The following is an 18,137-nucleotide window of genomic DNA, read 5'->3' as shown; positions in this document are numbered from 1 at the left end:
ACGAGGGAGCATGAACGGAGCACTTCACGGCAAGGTGGCGCTCGTCGCGGGCGCGACGCGCGGCGCGGGCAGGGGGATCGCGGTCGAGCTGGGGGCGGCGGGCGCGACGGTGTACGCCACGGGCCGCACCACGCGCGCGCAGCGCTCGGAGATGGATCGACCCGAGACCATCGAGGAGACCGCCGAGCGGGTCACCCGGGCGGGGGGCAAGGGGATCGCGGTGCAGGTGGATCACCTGGAGCGCGAGCAGGTCCGGGAGCTCGTGGCGCGCATCGAGCGGGAGCAGGGCCGGCTCGACGTGCTGGTCAACGACGTGTGGGGCGGCGAGCACCTGTTCGAGTGGAACAAGCCGCTATGGGAGCACTCGCTGGACAGCGGGATGCGGCTGCTGCGGCTGGCCATCGATACCCACATCCTCACGAGCCACCATGCCCTTCCGCTGCTCATCAAGAGGCCGGGCGGGCTGGTCGTCGAGATCACGGACGGCACGGCCGACTACAATGCAGGGCACTACCGCGTCTCGTTCTTCTACGACCTCGCCAAGACCGCGGTCCTCCGCATGGCGTTCGCCCAGGCCGAGGAGCTGCGGGCCCACGGCGGCACGGCCGTCGCGCTGACGCCCGGCTGGCTGCGCTCGGAGATCATGATGGGTCATTACGGGGTCACCGAGGAGCGCTGGCGCGACGCGCTCGCGAAGCAGCCCCACTTCGCGATCTCGGAGACCCCCGCTTACGTCGGCCGGGCGGTGGCGGCGCTCGCGGCCGACCCGGAGGTGGCCCGGTGGTCCGGGCAGTCGCTGTCGAGCGGCCAGCTCGCGCGGGTCTATGGCTTCACCGACGTGGACGGCAGCCAGCCCGACGCGTGGCGGTACCTCGTGGAGGTCCAGGACGCCGGCAAGCCCGCCGACGTCACCGGCTATCGATAGCCGGCGCCTCGGCGAGCCCTGTCCTGAGCGGGGCGCACCCGGCCGCTCCGCCCCCGCGTCAGCGCGCCTCGCCCGCGTCAGCGCGCCTCGCCCGCGCCGGCGCGCCTGCCCACGACGATGTACTGCTCGGGCAGCTCCTCCGCGACGACCTGGGGCGAGAGGCCCCCGGCGCGGAGCTCGGCGGCGACCGCCTCGGCGGTGATGCGGTGATCCTTCGGGGGGCCGCGGCGCGCGGCCTCGGTGAAGTCGACGACGACCACCGCGCCGTCCGGGCGGAGCGCGGCCTTCAGCTTCGCCGTGTAGGCGGGGCGATCGGGGATGTGATGCCAGGTGTTGACCACGAGGATGCGGTCGACCGAGCCGGGTTCGAGCCCGGGATCGTCGGTGCGGACCTCGCGCGCGGTGACGTTGGCGAGGCGCTCGCGGGCCGCGCGCTCCGTCATGTAGCGGACCATGTCCCGCTCGATGTCGAGGCCGATGACCGCGCCGGCCGGCCCGGCCGCGCGGGAGAGGTGCGGCAGGAAGTAGCCCGTGCCGGCCCCGAGATCCGCGACCCGCATGCCCGGGGCGATCTGCATGGCGGCGACGACCTCCGCCGGCTTCTGCCAGGCGTCGCGCTCGGGGCCGTCGAAGGCGGCCACCCATTCGTCGGCCCGCTCGAAGCGGTGCACGAGCGGCGCGGCGCCGTGCGCGTGCGCCGCGGGGTGGCCGTGCCCAGCGCCGTGGCCGTGCCCAGCGCCGTGGCCGGCGTGACCCGCGCCTTGCTGACCGGGCGAAGGGGCATGGTCCGCGTGGGCGGCCTGCGCGCCGCTCGCGGCCTCGCGCCGTCCGCCGCTGCCCGGCGCGGCAGCGTCAGGCGTGGCGCCGCAGCTGCTGAGGAGGGCGGTGAGGACGGCGCAGGAGGCGGCGAGGCGAGGGCGGCGGCTCATCCGCGCTCCCTACCACGAACCAGGCGCGCCGGTCCCAGGGGGCCGGCCGCCTGCGGCTCGCACCTCTCCTCGTGAAGCCGCTCTATCGTGATCCCACCGCTGGCGCCGGCGCGGCGGCGCGGCCGGGAAGGAGGAAGGCGCAGCCGAGCGACAGGAGCAGCGCCGCGCCGAAGATGGACGTGGCCATCGTGTGCTCGCGCATCACCACGTCGCCCGCCGGGCGGTCGGTGAGGACGAGGCCGAGCACGGTGAGGCCGCCGATGCCCCCCATGTAGCGCATCGTCGAGGTCAGGCCTGCGGCCATTCCGCTCTTCTCCCGCGGGACGTCGCTCATCGCCGCGGCCTGCGACGGCGCGGACGTCAGGCCGAGGCCGGCGCCGAGCATCGCGAGCGCGGGGATCGCGTCCGTGAGCGCGCCCAGCGGCCGCACGGCGAGCAGGACCATGCCGGCCAGGGCGAGCGAGCAGCCGGTGAGCGCCACCGCGCGCGCCCCGAAGCGATCCGAGCCGCGCCCCGCGAGGGGCGAGACGACCACCATCGTCCCCATCATGGCCAGCAGCGTCGTGCCGACGTCGCGCGGCCCGACGTGGAACAGCCGCCCCGCCACCTGCGGCAGCTCGAAGATCGTCGCGTACATGGCGAAGTTCTGGAGCGCGATGAGCAGGCTGCCGCCGACGAACGCGCGCCGCCTGAACAGCGAGAAGTCGATGACGGGGTCCGCGGCGCGCCGCTCCCAGAGCACGAAGGGCACGAAGCCCAGCGCGCCGAGCACCGCGGCCCAGCGGAGGTGGGCGGACTCGAGGCCGAGGGCGAGCCCGATGAGCGACGCACCCAGCAGCACCGAGCCCACGACGTCGAACCGCGGGCGCGGCGCGGCGGGCGTCACGGCCGCGGGACGCGGCGGCGCGCCGACGTGCGCGAGCGCGGCGGAGAGGAGCAGCACCGGGACGTTCGCGAGGAAGATCGAGGTCCACCCGAAGGTCCCCACGAGCAGCGCCCCGATCGTCGGTCCGGTGCCCGCCGACAGCCCCATCACCGCCCCGAAGGCGCCGAAGGCGCGCCCGCGCACCTCGGGCGGCAGCTCCGTGCGGAGCATGGCCGTCGCGCTCGGGACCACGATCGCGCCGCCCGCGGCCATCACGACGCGCGACACGGCGAGCACCGGGAGGACCGGCCAGAGGTAGGCGAGCGCGGCCCCGACCGCCAGGAGGAGCTGGCCCAGCCCGAGCGCGCGCCGGTGGCCGAGGCGATCGCCGAGCTTCCCGCCGGGGCTCTGCAGGACGATGTTCGTGAGCAGGTAGCTCGTCACGAGCGCCTGCCGGAGCGTGCCGGAGTCGACGCGAAGCGTGCGCGACATCTCCGGCAGCGCCACGGCGACCATCGTCGAGTTGAGCGGCGCGAGCGCCGTCGAGAGGGCGATGGCGGCGAGGAGCCGCACCGGCAGGCGCGACGGCGGCTCGGGCACGGACACCGGCGGATGCGACGGCGTCTCGGGCACGGACACCGGCAGGCGCGACGGAAGCTCGGCCGAAGGCTCAGCCACGGGCGAGCTCGCCCGCGTCACCCTGACGGTCGCCCTGGCGCAGGAGCGTCACCCGGCCCTCCGTCCCGTTCACGAGGATCTCCTGGCCGTCCTTGATGCGCTCGGTCGCCCCGGCGGCCCCCAGCACCGCCGGGATCCCGTACTCGCGCGCGACGATGGCCGCGTGGGAGACGGCGCCGCCGGCGTCCGTCACGACGCCCGCGGCCAGCGTGAAGAGCGGCGTCCACGCGGGGTTCGTGTAGCGGCAGACAAGGATCTCCCCCGCCTTCAGCCGCCCGAACTCGCGCTCGTCCCGCACGAGGCGCGCCTTGCCGCGGACCACCCCGGACGACGCCCCGATGCCGCGGAGCTCGTCGCCCGAGGCGCGCCCCGCGCCCGCCCCGAGCGCGCTCTTCTGCCACCTCGCGTTGACCACTCCGTACGTCGCGCGCCGCCGTCGAACGAGCCGCTTCACCTCGTCGAGCGGCGGCGCCTCCCCCTGGAGCCACCCCCGGACCTCGGCTTCCGTCAGGTAGAAGACGTCGTCAGGGCTCGGCAGGCGCCCGCGCTCGCCGAGGCGACGCGCGATCTCGGCCACGATCGCCTGGAGCGCGGAGTACGAGCGCACAAGATCGAAGTGCGTGCGCTCCCGGAAGACGATCGCGCTCCGCAGCTGATCGAGGGTGCGGCGGAACGCGTCGGGCAGACCCGGTACGAAGCGGATCCCGCGGGTGACCTCCTCGAGCGTCGCCCGGTAGCGCGCGAGCCCGGCCTCCTCGGACGGCGGCTTTGTGGCGTCGAGCAGGCCGCGCAGCAGCCCCCACAGGGGCGCGGGATCCTGGCGCCACGTCGGCGCCGACAGGTAGAGCCCCGTGGTCTCCCGGTGTCCGTGCTCGTCCACGAACGCCTCGACCTCGGCCAGGTAAGCCCGGCCGGCCTCCGATTCGCGGAGGGCCTCCGGGCGCCCCTCCCGGATCGCGCCGGCGAGCTCCGGCCCGGCGCTCGCCGCCCGGCGCGCGAGGTGGAAGAGCGCCAGGTTGACGTCGGACGTCCGGGTGTGCAGGCCCGCGACGAGGTCGCTCATGGCGGCCGCTGCCCGCTTCGGTCCCACGGCGAGGGTGACCGGAACGCGGAGGGCGATCGCGGCCAGCTGGCTGGCGCTCCTCTCGAACCGCTCGCCCAGGACCGCGGTCGTGGTCTCCCCGATCCGGTCGGCGCGGCGGAGGAGCGCGGCGTCGTCCAGCGCGCGGAGATCGACCGGCGCGCAGGCCTCCTGGAGCCGCTTGAACCCGTCGCTCTCCCACCACGCCATCGCGTCGTAGCGCAGGCTGGCCGCGACCTTCTGCGGCAGCCGGAGCAAGCGGAGGGTGGGTCGCATCTGCGGAGGGACGAAGACCGGGCGCCACACCTGGTCGACCCACGCGCGCTCCTCGGCCTCGTCCACGTCGACCCCCAGGAAGCGCACCATGCGCACGAGCGCGGGGAGCGTCACCCGGAAGCCCCATTGATCGAGCGGCCTGGGGGCGATGGGAAACCGGTCGTTGTCGTTGGCCTCGAGCATCCTCCGCTGCATGCGGTTGAGCTGCGGGGGCGGGGGGAGGGGCTCGATCTCGGCCGTGCCGAGCGTGGTGATCGGGCGCGACTGGAGGAGGTGAATGGAGCCCCCGACGAAGGCGAACTCCACGTCTTGCGGGCAGCCGAAGTGGGCCTCGAGGCGGAGCCCGATGCGGCCCAGCTCGAGCACCAGGGCGTCGCTCGGCGCGGGGCGGCCGGCCTCCCGGCGGTCGCGGTCGTCGATCGCGAGGTCGTCCGTCCCGGGGCGCGCGGCCCCGTTCGGCTTGTCCGAGCCGGGCGCCGCGGCTCCGGCGAACGGCGCGCGCCGCAGGCGGTACACATCGCCGGTCGTGTGCCCTGACACAACGGCCTCGCCGAGGCCCGGGGCGACCTCCAGGAGCATGCGGTCGGCGCGCTGGGCCACCGGATCGACGGTGAACAGGACGCCGGCGAACTCGGCCGGCACCATGCGCTGCACCACCACGGCGATGTGGACCCCCAGGTGATCGATGCCGCGCGCCGCCCGGTAGCCGAGGGCCCTCGGGCTCCAGAGCGACGCCCAGCACCGCCGCAGCGCGAGGAGCAGCTCGTCCTCGCCCGCCACGTCGAGGTACGTCTCGTGCTGGCCCGCGAACGACGCGTCGGCGAGGTCCTCCGCCGTCGCCGAGGAGCGAACGGCGACCGACGGCGCGCCGAGCTCGCGGTACGCGTCTCGGACCGCGCTCTCCATCCCGGGCAGCATCGCGCCCCGCTCGAAGAGCGCCGCGGCCTCCGAGGCGGCCGCGTCCCAGCCGCTCGCGGCGAGGTGCGCCGAGAGGCGCTCGGCGAGCCCCCATGCGCGCGCCTGCTCCGCATACGCGCCAGCGCTCACGACGAACCCGGGCGGCACGGCCAGCCCGAGCCGGAGCAGCTCACCGAGGTTGGCACCCTTGCCGCCCGCCGTGGCGAGGTCGGCTCGGGACAGCTGGCTCAAGCGATGAACAAGCATCAGGCGTCTCCTTCGGCCAAGAAAGGTTGCTTCGCCTGCGCCCCGAGCTCCCCGGCGTTCGCCCGCCCTCCGGGCAGCGCCTCGCTCGAGCCACCAGCGTCAGCGTCAGCGTCGATTGTCACCTGGAAGTCATTGCGACGTCACGCAGTAAGTATCATGATACTTATGAATGGCAAGGCCGCGCAACATCACCGACGCGCAGATCCTCGAGGAGGCGCGCGCGTGCTTTCTGGAGCACGGCGCGGGCGTCTCGACGATGCTCATCGCCGAGCGGCTCGGCGTCTCGCACGGGGTGCTGTTCCAGCGCTTCGGCACCAAGGAGCAGCTCCTGCGCGCCGCGCTGCTGCCGCCGTTCGAGCCGCCGTGGATGGCGCGCGCGCGGGCGGGCCCGGACGACCGTGACGCGCGGATCCAGCTCCTCGAGCTCGGCGAGGAGATCTCCGCCTACCTCGAGCGCATCGTGCCGTGCCTCGCGGTGCTCCGCTCGGCCGGCATGCACGTCGAGTCCATGGCCGACCGGCGCGAGGACCTGCCTCCGGTGCGCGCGCGGCGCGAGGTGGTCGCGTGGTTCTCGCGCGCGATCGCCCGCGGCCTCCTGCGTCCCGTCCCCCCGGAGCACGCGGCCGACCTCTTCCTCGGCGCGCTGCACTTCCGGCCGTTCCACCAGCACCTCTCGAACCAGGGGTTCGACCGGGCCGAGAACCGGGCCTACCTCACGTTCGCGATCGACGCGATTCACCGGACGCTCGCGGCGCTCGCGCCCGAGGCGGAGCGACCGTGACGCGCGGCGCGCCGCGCGCCTCCTGCAGCGTCCCGCGCGGCGCGGCCGCCAGGGATCCATGGGATCCGGAGTCGTCGAATCGGTCGCGCCGATCCCCGGAACGTCGATCTTCACGGCGGAATGGACTCCCGCATTGCCGCGCAAGTTGGACAATCCCTCGCTCACTTGAGCAGGGCTCTGCCCGATCCGGACAGCCCGGACACCACGGCAGCGCGCGCAGGCCCTGAAACGCGCGTCGCTCGGCTCCTGCTAAGGGGACCACGCGCCCGTTGCACCGCGGCAGTGGCCTCGACGAGGTCTCATCCGAAGGAGTACAGGCCGGTCTGCGGCTGCGACGGCAAGACGTACAGCAACGCGTGCGCCGCGAACGCGGCGGGCGTGCCGGTCGCGTCGCCCGGCGAGCGCCCGCGCCGCCCTCCTTCAGGGTGGAAAATTCCACTTCGACCACGGTGGAACCCTCCACCTCATTCCAGGTGGAAATATCCACTCTAGTTGCGTCTAAGCCGCTGCGAACCTGGCCTCCGGTGTGGATTTCGCCACGCGATCGATGCGCCATTGACATAAGATTGCCCCGGACCGCCGAGCTGAGGAGCGATCGATGAACTTACGGACCTTGCATTATCTATTGCCTTTCGCCGCGTTGGCTACGGCGCCCCTGCTGGGCTGCGGCGCAGACGATGATCCCGGTGCGACCGGGACGAGCGCCGGGACGAGCGCCGGCACGGGCGCCGGCACGGGCGCCGGGACGGGCGCCGGCACGGGTGGGGGAGGCGCGGGCGGGACTGGCACCGGCGCGGGGGGCACAGGGGAAGGAGGCGACGCGGGCGGCATCCCCACGGAGCCGCCCGATTACGCTGCCGCGTTCCCGCAGGACCGGGTGCCCCGCCTCGACATCACCATCGCGCCCGAGAAGTGGCAGGAGATGGTCGCCGACATGACGGACATGGTCGGCGAGTTCGGCTCGCAAGGCGGGCCAGGCGGATTCGAGCCGCCGCAGGAGTGGATCGACGCCTGCAACGGGCTCCTGGCCGGCGATGACTGCACGATCTCGCTCTTCGGGACCGACACCGAGGGGTCGTGCACCGAGCTTCCCGGCGGCCTGACCTGCCAGCCGAAGCCGCAAGAGCCCGGGGAATTCACCCCGCCGCCGGACTGGATCGCGGCCTGCGACGGGCTCGCAACGGACGCCGCCTGCACGATCTCGCTCTTCGGCACCGACACCGAGGGGACGTGCACGGAGCACGAAGCCGGCCTGACCTGCGTGCCGGCCGGGGCGGGCGGCGATCCCGGGCTCATCAGCAGCGTCGAGCTGCTCCCGCGCACACCGGCCTACGTCGAGTGCGACATCGCCACCGAGGATCGGCAATGGCAGCACGTCGGCATCCGCTTCAAGGGCAACTCGAGCCTGCTCCTGCCCTGGAACCAGGGGAACTGGAAGCTGCCGCTGCGCCTCAATTTCGACAAATTCGAGGACGACTACCCCGAGACAAAGAATCAGCGCTTCTACGGGTTCGACGCGCTGTCGTTCGCCAGCGGCTACCTGGACCCGTCGCTCCTGCGCGAGAAGCTCGGCACCGACATCTTCGCCAAGGCGGGGATCCCCGCGCCCGCGACCGCGTTCTACCGGGTCTTCATCGATCACGGGGACGGGCCTGTCTATTTCGGGCTGTACACCGGGATCGAGCTCCCGTCGGACGAGTCGTTCCTCGACACCCATTTCGGCGGCCACAAGGGCAATCTCTACAAGCCTGACGGCACCGGCGCGCGGTGGGAGACGTGGGATCCCGACACCCTCATCAAGGAGAACAACGAGGACGAGGCCGACTTCTCGGACGCGCAGGCGCTCTTCGACGCGCTGCACGCCGACCGGACCGACGCCGCCGCCTGGCGCGCCGGGCTCGAGGCGCGCCTCGACGTCGATGGCTTCCTGCACTGGATGGCGCTGAACGCGGTGATCGAGGACTGGGACGTGTACGGCCGCCTGCCGCACAACTACTACATGTATTCGGACCCGAACAAGAACGGGCAATTCGCGTGGATCCCGTGGGACCACACCTTCGCGTGGACGGACCCCGACTCAGCGGGCGCGAACGTCGGGCTGAAGGCGCTGCCCCTCTCGATGGACGAGGTGAGCGAGAACTGGCCGCTCATCCGCTTCCTGCTCGACGATCCGGTCTACCTCGAGGCCTACCGCGGCTACGTGAAGCAGGCCGCGGAGAAGGAGTACGAGCCGGCCAAGGCCGAGGCGTGGTTCAGGGCGGCGCACGAGCTGATCGCGCCGTACGTCGTCGGGCCCGAGGGCGAGATCGGGGGGCACACGCACCTCGCGTCGCCCGAGGCCTTCGACGACGGCCTCGCCACGCTGATCGCTCACGCCAAGGAGCGTCCGGCGGACGTGGCTGCCTACCTCGCGCAGTGACGCGCCGGGGGCGGGTCCGGGCTCAGCCTCAGGGCATGCTGGCCGGATCCGCCGGATCGGTCTCCGCGTCTTCCTCGTCGCCGTCGAGCGCTCCATCGCCGTCACGGTCGATCGCCATCCGCACCCCTGAGCCGGGCGGCGCGCACGTATAGGTCAGCGGGCTCCCCGCGGTCGCGCGCTGGCGCAGCGCCGCGTCGCTGATCGCCGCGCTCGCCGCCCTGTTCCTGCGGAACGTGCCGTCGCCCTGGTAGAGGAAGCCCACCTCCTCCCTGCGCACGCGGCGCTTCACCACGAGATCGCACTCGCCCGCGCCGGCGCGCGCGATCAGGAGATCCACGCGCTGCTCGGCCGCCGTGTCGCCGGCGCCGGCGAGCGTCGCCTGCTGGCCCACGATGGGCGCCAGGTTTGTGTCGAAGGCGTGCAGAAACGAAGTCACCTGCCGGCGCAGCACGTCGCCTGGCTCGCCCGGAGGGAAGCCGGCGACCCCGGGGGCCTCGTTGAAGCCGGCCTGATCGTCGAAGCGGAAGACCGTATCCACCGCCCCGTCGTGGGCGACGCCGAACCCGCGGATCTGGTCGCCCATGAACTGGTGGTCTCGGTTGTTGAAGCGGGGGTTCTGCACCATGCCGAACATGCCCACCTTCTGATAGACGTTCCGCAGCTGGGCGACCTTGAAGCTCTGGAAGATGAAGTCGAACGTGTAGCGCCCGTCGGTCCCGAAGAAGCCGGGGAAGGGAACTCCATGCTCGGCGTTGCCCGCGGGATCGAGCACATGGCACGTGCTGCACGCGCCGCCCGGCTCGGTGAAGAAGGCCTTGCCCGCCGCCTGGTCGGGGGTGAGCGTGTTGTCCAGCGGGCGAATGGGGTTGGGCGGATACATCACCTGGAGGATGAAGTCGGTGAACGCCTGCATGTCCGCCCCGGAGATGGGCGCGCTCCGCCCGAGCAGGCCGACGAAGGCGACATTGAACTTCTTGAACGCGGCGTCCTCGTCGAAGGTGCCGCTGTCCGGCTGCGCGCTCGGCGCGTCGTTCCCGCCGGTGCGGTCTCCCCGCCAGTGCATCGGACCGTGGTTGGCCATCCCGCGCAGGCTCTGCGTCGTCATCGGCCCCTTGAGGGCGGCGAACTCGGCGGGCTGGCCGAAGAGCGCTGGATCGAGCACGAAGGGCCCTGGCATCGGCGTGGTGACCGCGTCGGGGTCGCCGAGGTCCCACGCCAGGCTGTCGACGTCGCCGTCGACATGGCAGCTCGCGCAGGCCGAGTCACCGTGGCTCGACGAGAACGAGGCGTCGTAGAGGAAGCGCCGGCCGCTGACCACGCTCTCCGGCTCGGGGCTGTACATGGGCACGTGCGCGATCTCGGCCCGGTCCTTGATGTCGATGATCGCGATGGAGTTGTCGAAGCGCGTGAGGACGTAGAGCTGCTTGCGCGCCTCGTCCAGCACCACGCCGGTCGGCCCGCCGCCGGAGACCGGGATCTGGTGGGAGAGCTTGGGCACGAAGGTGTCGGCCTCGAGCGCCGCGGTCGAGAAGACGCCGATCTTGTCCGAGCCGAGCGCGGCGACGTAGAGCTTCTTTCCGTTCCCCGAGACGGCCATGCCCTGGGGCAGCGCGAGGCTCTTCCCGTTCTCGGCGCTCGGGATCGGGGCGCAGCACGTGTTGTAGTCGATGTGCTTGTTCAGGTGCCGTGGAGCCACGCCGCCCGTCGCCGGATCGAGCACCGTGATGCGGTTGTGGTTGAAGCGGCCGCGCACGCTGTGGCCGGCGAAGACGCCGGCGCCCTCGAAGCGCTGCTCGTTGAACGCCTCGGTGTTGGCCACGTAGACGCGCCCGCTCACCGGGTTGACGGCCATGTTGTAGAGGACCGTGCCGACGCCCTGGAAGGCGCCCGCGGCGCCCGCGACCGGCGCGGGCGGGTCGGCCATGGCGTCGAGGACGAACACGTCCTTGTCGGGCAGCGCGAAGTTCACCTTGTCGTCCCAGGTTCGATTCAGCTCGTCCACCCAGTGCTGGCCGTCGAATTTGACGATGAGGGGCGCTGACGGCTGCGCGGCGCTGGCGGCGTTGGTCGTCGGCGGGGGCAGGCCGTGGCCCAGGTTGACCAGGTTGGTCTCCACCACCGTGGTGCGGTTGCCGGAGTGGAAGGCCGCCGCGTAGACGCGCGCGCCGTCGGGCGTGGCGGCGAGCGCGCGCGGCGTGTCGCTGAAGAGGGTGATGACGGTCAGCGGCGCGGGGCTCGGGCTCGCCGCGGAGAAGACCCAGACGTCGGCGCGGCCCACGCCCGGCGTCGTGAGCGCCGGATCCACGGGGCTGTTCTGGCCGCGGTGCGCGGTGGTGATGAAGGCGCGGCCCTTGCCGGCGCCGGCGAAGACGATGTCGCGAGGCTCGTCGCCGACGAGCAGGGTGCGCACCACGCGGGCCTTCCTGGGCCTCGAGACGTCGACGACGCTCACGCTGTCGGAGAGGTGGTTGACGACCCAGACCTCGTCGTCGCTGCGGGCCGCGACCGCGACGGGCTCGAGGCCGACGGCGACCGAGCCGCGGTGCACGAGGCTGCCCCGCCTGACCGTAAAGATCTCCAGCCGGTTATCCGGCGTGTTGACGGCGAAGAGCGTCGATCCGTCGGGCGAGAGGGCGAGAGGGCGGACCTGGCCGCTCTCGAAGAGGGTGTAGGGCCGGGGGGCGGTGAGCGCGCTCGGGGCGCTCGCCGGCGCCGGGGATCCGTCGACTACCGGGCTTTCGTCGACCAACGTGCCGGTGTCGCCGCAGGCGGCGATGGCGAGCGCCGGGAGCGACAGGAAAACGAGCTTCATCATGGGCACCTCGGAGGCTGAAGGAACATTCAATGATGACATAAATGTGCATCCTCCGATCAAGTGCGAAGTGTAAAAATATGATTAGGTTGTTTGGTAAGACACTTTTCTAGGGTGAGATCCCCTCGTGGGAGGAGCGCTCCATAAGGCGCTATAGGTCTTCGATGGTAGGGTTATGACCCACAGCAACGACGCAGTCGGGAGGACGTCTTGTCGCTGTGGTGAGGGAGCGCGCGTTTCTTCGACGGTGCGCGTCGCGCGCCGGGGGCGCGGCCTTCGCCGCCGGGTTCAATGGATGATGAGATCTCGCGCCTCGGGTCGGGCAGCGAGGATCAAGAAGCCGCGGCGCGCCTGGCCGGGCGGCGCATCAGCGTGAGGGCGACGTAGACCACGAACGAGATCGCAAAGCCCGAGAACCACGCGTAATGGTAGAACTCCATCCATGCGCCGGGGACCGTCACGACGTGGATGGTGCCGAGGAAGCCAGGCAAGTTGGGCAGGATCCCGGCGACGAGGGCGACGATCGCGATGGGGTTCCACCCGTGCGTGTACCAGTAGGGCCCCTCCCGCCTGTAGAGCTGGACGAGATCGAGCTGGGTCCTCCGGATCACGTAATACTCTGCGATCAGGATCGCGCCGACGGGGCCGAGCAGCGCCGAGTAGCCGACGAGCCAGGTGAAGATGTACCCCGTGGGATCGCTGACGAGCCGCCAGGGCTGCATCAGGACCCCGATGACGCCGGTGATGAGGCCGCCGGTACGGAAGGAGATCCGCGACGGCCAGAGGTTCGAGAAGTCGTTGGCCGGGCTCACCACGTTCGCGGCGATGTTGGTCGCCAGGTTGGCGATGCTGAGCGCCGCGAGCGAGACGATCAAGACGATGGGGCTCTCGAAGCGGGCGATAAGGACGACCGGGTCCCAGAGGGTCTCGCCGTAGATGACGACCGTGGCGGAGGTGACGGCGACGCCGATGAACGAGAAGAACGCCATGGTGGGCGGCAGGCCGATGGCCTGCCCGAGGGCCTGATCGCGCTGGGAGTGCGCGTAGCGCGTGAAGTCGGGAATGTTGAGCGCCAGGGTAGACCAGAAGCCGACCATCCCGGTCAGCGCAGGGAGGAAGAAGCTCCAGAGCTGGCCCTCCTTGGGTTGCCCCGCCGCGAAGGCCGACGGCTTCTCGAGCATGGGGCCGAACCCGCCGGCGCGGTTGTAGGCCCAGAGGAGCAGCAAGAGGCCGAGGCCGATCAGCAGGGGCGCCTTGATGTTGAGCAGGATCCGGATCGACTCGATGCCCAGGTGAATGATCCAGAGGTTGATGCCCCAGAACAGCAGGAAGCAGACGAGCTGGGGGGTGTTGATGCCGAGCGGCGTCACCGGCATCTGCTCGATCGAGGGCATGAAGACGGCGACGATCTTGTAGATGGCCCACCCGCCGAGCCATGTTCCGATCCCGAACCAGCCGCAGGCCACGAGGGCTCGTAGCACCGCCGGCACGTTGGCCCCTCGGACGCCGAAGGCGCTCCGGCAGTAGACGGGAAATGGAATGCCGTACTTCGTGCCCGCGTGCGCGTTGAGGATCATGGGCAGAAGCACGATGATGTTGCCGAGGAGTATCGTGAGCTCGGCCTGCGCCCAGCTCATGCCCTCAGCGATCAGGCCCGAGGCGAGCATGTACGTGGGCGTGCAGGCGCACATGGCTACCCACAGTGCGGCGATGTCCTTCGTCCGCCATTTGCGCTGATCCAGGCGCACGGGGGCGAGGTCTTCGTTGATGTAGCGGGAGTCGAACTCGCCTTCTGTCCCCTGGACGCCGTCGCTGGCTCTTGCGTCGTGAGCAGCGGGGTGCACGTCGGGGCGGGCGATCGTGTGCGTTTGCGCCATAACCGATGAAGATACCACCCAGGACGGGAGACCGGATAGAGGAGACGTGCAGCGCCGGGCGCCGCGCGAGCCTCCTCGACGCTCGGGCTCCGGGGCCGCCTGGAGGCGCCCTCCGGGGCTCTAGCGGGACGGCCGTCGACGATCGGCGGGGCCGCGCCGCAGGGCGAACGCGATCCCCTCCTTCAGGGTCCGAAGCGTCACGATGTCGCCTACACCGACGCCCTGCGCGACCAGCGTCTGCGCGATCCGCGGCTGGATGCCGGTGAGCACCACCTGGGCGCCGAGGAGCCTCACCGCCTTGGCCAGCCGGATCATCGCCTCGGCTACCTGGGAGTCGATGACCCCCACGCCGGTGATGTCCAGGACCACCGTCGTGGCGTTGTGCGCGACGACCCCGTGGAGGAGGGTCTCGAGCGCCGCCGTGGCGCGGGCGCTGTCGAGGAAGCCGATCAGCGGCATCGCGATGACCTGATCCGCCACCGGCATGAGCGGGGCCGATAGCTCGCGAACCATCTGCTCGAGCCTCATCGTCTTCTCCGCCACGCGCAGCTCGAGCTCGGCGTTGAGCCGCTTCACCTCGTCCTCCGCCTCCCGGCGATCGGTGACGTCGACGCCGATCGCCTGGAACTCGGCGTGCGTCCCCCCTTCGCCGAGCGGGGCGCGGTTGGTCCAGTGCATCCAGCGGATCGATCCGTCGGGGCGCACGACCCGGTGCTCGGTATGGACGATCGGGTTCTCGGGGCCGAGCTTCGCGAACTGCTGATCGAGGAGCCGCTGGTCCTCGTCAGGGACGAGCGGCGTGAAGTGATGGCCGACCAGCTCCTCCCGCGTCTTGTCGAAGTACCGGCAGTACACGTCGTTGACGAAGGTCAGCGTGCCGTCCATCCGGAAGCGGCAAATGAGCTCGGTCTGGTCCTCGACGATGCCCCGGTAACGGGCCTCGCTCTCCCGCAGGGCGACCTCCACTCGCCGCTTCTCGGCGAGCTCCCGCTCGAGCTCGGCATTGCGCCGGCGGAGCTTCTCCAGCTCCGCCTCTGCTGTCGTGCCAGTTCTCGCTTCGCCCTCGTTCATGATCCCCGTGGCCCTTCGAAGCGCCGACGGACAGCGGCGCGTTCTCCGCCAGCCTACCAAAAGGGCAGCCGTCCTGGGCGAACTTCGGCCGCCGGCTCGTTATGCACAGCGGCTCCGATCGCCCCGCACGACGCCGCTCGGTCGGCGCACCTGAGCGCACCGTTGCGCAGCGTCGTGGTGGGTCGTGGTTGAAGGCGATGCCGGTGTCACTGCCGGTCGGGAGCCCTTCGTCGAGGCAGATGGGCTGGCTGGGGACGAGGGGACGCCTCGGGGGAAAGGCGGTCGCCGTATCGCATCAACTCGACGAGAGCGCGGGGAGGATCTCGGCGAGGCGCTCGAACGTCTCGCGCATGCCGGCCTCCATGCCCGACCGGAGGTGCGCGTCGCGATCGGCCTGGGACTGGTAGACGATCCTGCTCGTCAGCGTCGTCTTCCCGTCGTGCTCGTCGTACGTCGCCCTCGCGAGCATCTCGTGGCCCGGCCCCAGCGGCTCGTAGTTCTCGGTGCACACGACCCGCTCCGGTCGCACGATCTCGCGGTACACGCCCGTGAACCCGTGGTCGCTCCCGTCGGGCGCGCGCAGGACGTAGCGCCATCGGCCGCCCACGCGCAGGTCGATCTCGCAGACCGACATCGTGAGGACTCTGAGGCCGTACCAGCGCTTCACGTACTCTGGGTTCGTCATCGCGTCGAACACGATGCGCCGCGGCGCAGCGAACGTGCGCGTGATGACGATCTCGCGATCGGATCTGACTTCCAGATTCGTTGTGTCCATCTTCACCTCTTCTCTTCGTTGCGCTGGATCTCGGCCAGCAAGTCGTCGAGCTGCTCGAAGCGTGCGCCCCAGATGTCCCGGAAGCGCTCGAGCCACTCGCTGAGCTCGCGCAGCGGCGCCGCGCGCAGCCCGTAGATGCGCTGTTGCGCGCGCGGCCGGACGTCGACGAGCCCGGCGTCCCGGAGGACGCGCAGGTGCTTCGACACCTGGGGCTGCGGGAGAGGCAGGCGGTCGCAGATCTCGCCGACCGGCCGCGGCCCGGCGCGCAGCAACTCGACGATGCGCAGGCGGGTCGGATCGGCGAGCGCCGCGAACGTCTGGAGCATCGATGAGTAATATTCCCCATGAGGTATATTCCTGTCAAGGAATATACGCGCGAGAGCCCTGGGATCGCCAGCCAGTCGCTTCTGACCCGATGACGTTTGACCAATTTTGAAAATTGGTCATGATTCGACGGGCGGAGGGCGCGGGTGGCCGACGGAGATTTCTCGAAGCAGCGGCAGCGGGCCGAGCGGATCCTGGATGCAGCGGCGGAGCTGGTGCTCCGCTGGGGGTACAAGCGCGTCACCATCGACGAGGTCGCCAAGCGGGCGAACATCGGCAAGGGGACGGTCTACCTGCACTGGAAGACGCGCGAGGCGCTCTTCCTCGCGGTGCTCGCGCGCGACGCCCTGAGGATGTTCGACAGGTTCGCCGAGGCCATACGCGAGGATCCGGCGGAGATCCTGCTTCACCGCGTGATGCGGAGGAGGCTCCTCTTGCTGGAGGAATTTCCGCTGCTGCAAGCGCTGTTCACCCGTGACACTGAGGTGCTCGGCAACCTCGTCAGCGAGAGCACGGCGCGGCCGCTCCAGGGCCACAAGTTCGCGTATCTACGCGAGTACTGCGGGCTCCTGCGGTCGCACGGCCTGCTGCGCGCCGACGTGGATCTGGGCGCCCAGCTCTATGCGATCAACGCGGCGGTGCTCGGCTTCTACCTGCTCGATCCGCTGCTGCCGGCCGAGGAGAGGCAGCCGATCGAGGAGAGGGCCGAGATGGTCGCCGCCATGGTGCGCAGGGCCTTCGAGCCCCCCGATCCCCCCGACCTCGACGTCCTGCGCGCGCTCGCGCCCGGGATCATCGACAGGTTCGAGCAGCTACGCGCTCACTACGTGCAGTTCTCACAAGGCAACACCACCTCAACGCGGGAGAGCCCCGAGGAGTGATCCGATATGAGCACGACCGACGTGACCCCCCAGCCGAGCCAGCCCACCCTGGACGCCTTTCTGACGTGGCTGCGCAATGCGCGGGAGGTGAGCCCGGTTCTTCACGACGAGAAGCAGCGCACCTGGCAGCTCTTCGGCCACGCGGAGATCCTCCGCGTGCTGTCCGATCCGGCGACGTTCTCGTCGGACATGTCCAGGTTCATCCCGCCGCAGGCCGATTTCGAGCTGTTCTCCAGGGGCAACTTCGCCCGGATGGACCCGCCGAAGCACCGGAAGCTCCGTGATCTGGTCAGCCAGGCGTTCACGCCGCGCGTGGTGTCCGGGCTCGGGCCGCGGATCGCGACGGTCACGAGCGAGCTGCTCGCCGGCGTCGGCGACGCCGAGCGCTTCGATCTGGTCGGGAGCCTGGCCCATCCGCTGCCGGTGATCGTCATCGCCGAGCTGCTCGGCATCCCGGCCGAGGACCGGGATGCCTTCCGGACCTGGGCGGATACGATGCTGTCGAGGGAGAGCGAGGGCCCGGGCACCCTGCCGGACCAGGCCACCATGAACCGCCTCGGGCCGGTCCTCGGCGAGATGAACCGCTACCTCCTTTCGCACATCCAGCAGCGCCGCGAGCGCCCCACGGACGACCTCATCGGCCAGCTGGTGGGCGCCGAGGTCGAGGGGCACCGCCTGGAAGACGAGGAGATCGTCGGCTTCGTCGGCCTGCTGCTCATCGCCGGGCACATCACCACGACCGCGCTGCTCGGGAACGCGATCCTCTGCCTCGACGAGCACCCCGCCGCCGCGGCGGAGCTCCGGGCCGACCCGGCGCAGCTCCCGGCGGCCATCGAGGAGGTGCTCCGCTACCGCGCGCCGTTCCCGCGGCTCGCCCGGCGGACCACGCGAGAGGTGGAGCTCGGCGGGCAGCGGATCCCCGCCGATCAGCTGCTCATGCTGTGGATCGCCTCGGCCAACCGGGACAGCGCCCATTTCCGGGACCCCGACACGTTCGATATCCACCGCAAGCCCAACCAGCACCTGAGCTTCGGGCACAGCATCCACTTCTGCCTCGGCGCCCCGCTGGCCAGGCTCGAGGCCAAGATCGCGCTGGAGATCCTGCTCGATCGTTACCGGACGATCGCGGTGGCCCGCGACGATCGGTGCGAGCTCCACAACCCGTGGACGATGATCAGCGCCAGGCGGCTTCCGGTGGACGTCCAGCGAAGCTTGCACTGACGAGGGAGCCAGCGCGCGCCGGCCGGGGGGCTTCGAACCCACCTCCCCGCCGGCCCTG

At 71.0% G+C, this 18,137-nt stretch carries 14 protein-coding genes; 6 read left to right on the top strand and 8 right to left on the bottom strand.

From position 1 onward, the window contains the following. Positions 1 to 10 precede the first annotated feature (10 nt). Positions 11 to 925, top strand: a complete 915-nt coding sequence (locus tag WMF36_RS21915) for an SDR family oxidoreductase (protein WP_437581576.1) — start codon at positions 11 to 13, stop codon at positions 923 to 925. 77 nt (positions 926 to 1,002) lie between these two features. Here the strand turns inward: WMF36_RS21915 and WMF36_RS21910 are convergent, their stop codons facing one another. The 3 genes from WMF36_RS21910 to WMF36_RS21900 form a co-directional block, all read right to left on the bottom strand. Beyond that, a complete protein-coding gene (locus WMF36_RS21910) occupies positions 1,003 to 1,854 on the bottom strand; it encodes a class I SAM-dependent methyltransferase (protein WP_437581575.1) in 852 nt (283 codons plus the stop codon). Between the two features lie 82 nt (positions 1,855 to 1,936). Next, entirely contained in the window at positions 1,937 to 3,397 is a 1,461-nt protein-coding gene (locus tag WMF36_RS21905; RefSeq protein ID WP_437581574.1) for an MFS transporter, read from the bottom strand. After that, positions 3,390 to 5,918 (bottom strand): PEP/pyruvate-binding domain-containing protein, encoded by a 2,529-nt coding sequence (locus tag WMF36_RS21900; RefSeq protein ID WP_437581573.1) that lies wholly within the window; start codon positions 5,916 to 5,918, stop codon positions 3,390 to 3,392. The genes WMF36_RS21905 and WMF36_RS21900 overlap by 8 nt, the downstream gene beginning before the upstream one ends. A gap of 169 nt (positions 5,919 to 6,087) precedes the next feature. Between WMF36_RS21900 and WMF36_RS21895 the strand changes: the two genes are divergently transcribed. The 3 genes from WMF36_RS21895 (at position 6,088) to WMF36_RS21885 (ending at position 9,118) form a co-directional block, all read left to right on the top strand. Continuing rightward, positions 6,088 to 6,699, top strand: a complete 612-nt coding sequence (locus tag WMF36_RS21895) for a TetR/AcrR family transcriptional regulator (protein ID WP_437581572.1) — start codon at positions 6,088 to 6,090, stop codon at positions 6,697 to 6,699. Between the two features lie 120 nt (positions 6,700 to 6,819). Further along, complete coding sequence (locus WMF36_RS21890; RefSeq protein ID WP_437581571.1) at positions 6,820 to 7,191, top strand: Kazal-type serine protease inhibitor family protein; 372 nt, start codon at positions 6,820 to 6,822, stop codon at positions 7,189 to 7,191. Between the two features lie 106 nt (positions 7,192 to 7,297). Then, positions 7,298 to 9,118 (top strand): CotH kinase family protein, encoded by a 1,821-nt coding sequence (locus tag WMF36_RS21885; RefSeq protein WP_437581570.1) that lies wholly within the window; start codon positions 7,298 to 7,300, stop codon positions 9,116 to 9,118. Between the two features lie 28 nt (positions 9,119 to 9,146). Here the strand turns inward: WMF36_RS21885 and WMF36_RS21880 are convergent, their stop codons facing one another. The 5 genes from WMF36_RS21880 to WMF36_RS21860 form a co-directional block, all read right to left on the bottom strand. Next, positions 9,147 to 11,933, bottom strand: coding sequence for a hypothetical protein (locus WMF36_RS21880; RefSeq protein ID WP_437581569.1), 2,787 nt, complete (start codon positions 11,931 to 11,933; stop codon positions 9,147 to 9,149). Positions 11,934 to 12,262: 329 nt separating this feature from the next. Further along, entirely contained in the window at positions 12,263 to 13,807 is a 1,545-nt protein-coding gene (locus tag WMF36_RS21875) for an NCS1 family nucleobase:cation symporter-1 (protein ID WP_437581568.1), read from the bottom strand. A 120-nt stretch (positions 13,808 to 13,927) separates the two neighbouring features. Then, positions 13,928 to 14,878: a PAS domain S-box protein gene (locus tag WMF36_RS21870; protein WP_437581567.1), complete on the bottom strand. Its 951-nt coding sequence runs from the start codon at positions 14,876 to 14,878 to the stop codon at positions 13,928 to 13,930. Between the two features lie 295 nt (positions 14,879 to 15,173). Then, positions 15,174 to 15,653, bottom strand: coding sequence for an SRPBCC family protein (locus WMF36_RS21865; protein ID WP_437581566.1), 480 nt, complete (start codon positions 15,651 to 15,653; stop codon positions 15,174 to 15,176). A 2-nt stretch (positions 15,654 to 15,655) separates the two neighbouring features. Further along, entirely contained in the window at positions 15,656 to 15,979 is a 324-nt protein-coding gene (locus WMF36_RS21860; protein WP_437581564.1) for an ArsR/SmtB family transcription factor, read from the bottom strand. Between the two features lie 144 nt (positions 15,980 to 16,123). Here WMF36_RS21860 and WMF36_RS21855 point away from each other — a divergent pair, with 144 nt between their 5' ends. Further along, positions 16,124 to 16,858 carry a TetR/AcrR family transcriptional regulator gene (locus WMF36_RS21855; RefSeq protein ID WP_437581563.1) on the top strand — a complete coding sequence of 245 codons (735 nt, stop codon included), beginning with the start codon at positions 16,124 to 16,126 and terminating at the stop codon, positions 16,856 to 16,858. A 6-nt stretch (positions 16,859 to 16,864) separates the two neighbouring features. Further along, positions 16,865 to 18,079 carry a cytochrome P450 gene (locus WMF36_RS21850; protein ID WP_437581562.1) on the top strand — a complete coding sequence of 405 codons (1,215 nt, stop codon included), beginning with the start codon at positions 16,865 to 16,867 and terminating at the stop codon, positions 18,077 to 18,079. The last annotated feature ends 58 nt before the right edge of the window (positions 18,080 to 18,137 follow it).

The organism is Sorangium sp. So ce887 (genome assembly GCF_051521455.1).
Taxonomy (GTDB): Bacteria; Myxococcota_A; Polyangia; order Polyangiales; family Polyangiaceae; genus Sorangium.
This window is presented reverse-complemented; position numbering and strand designations above follow the sequence as displayed.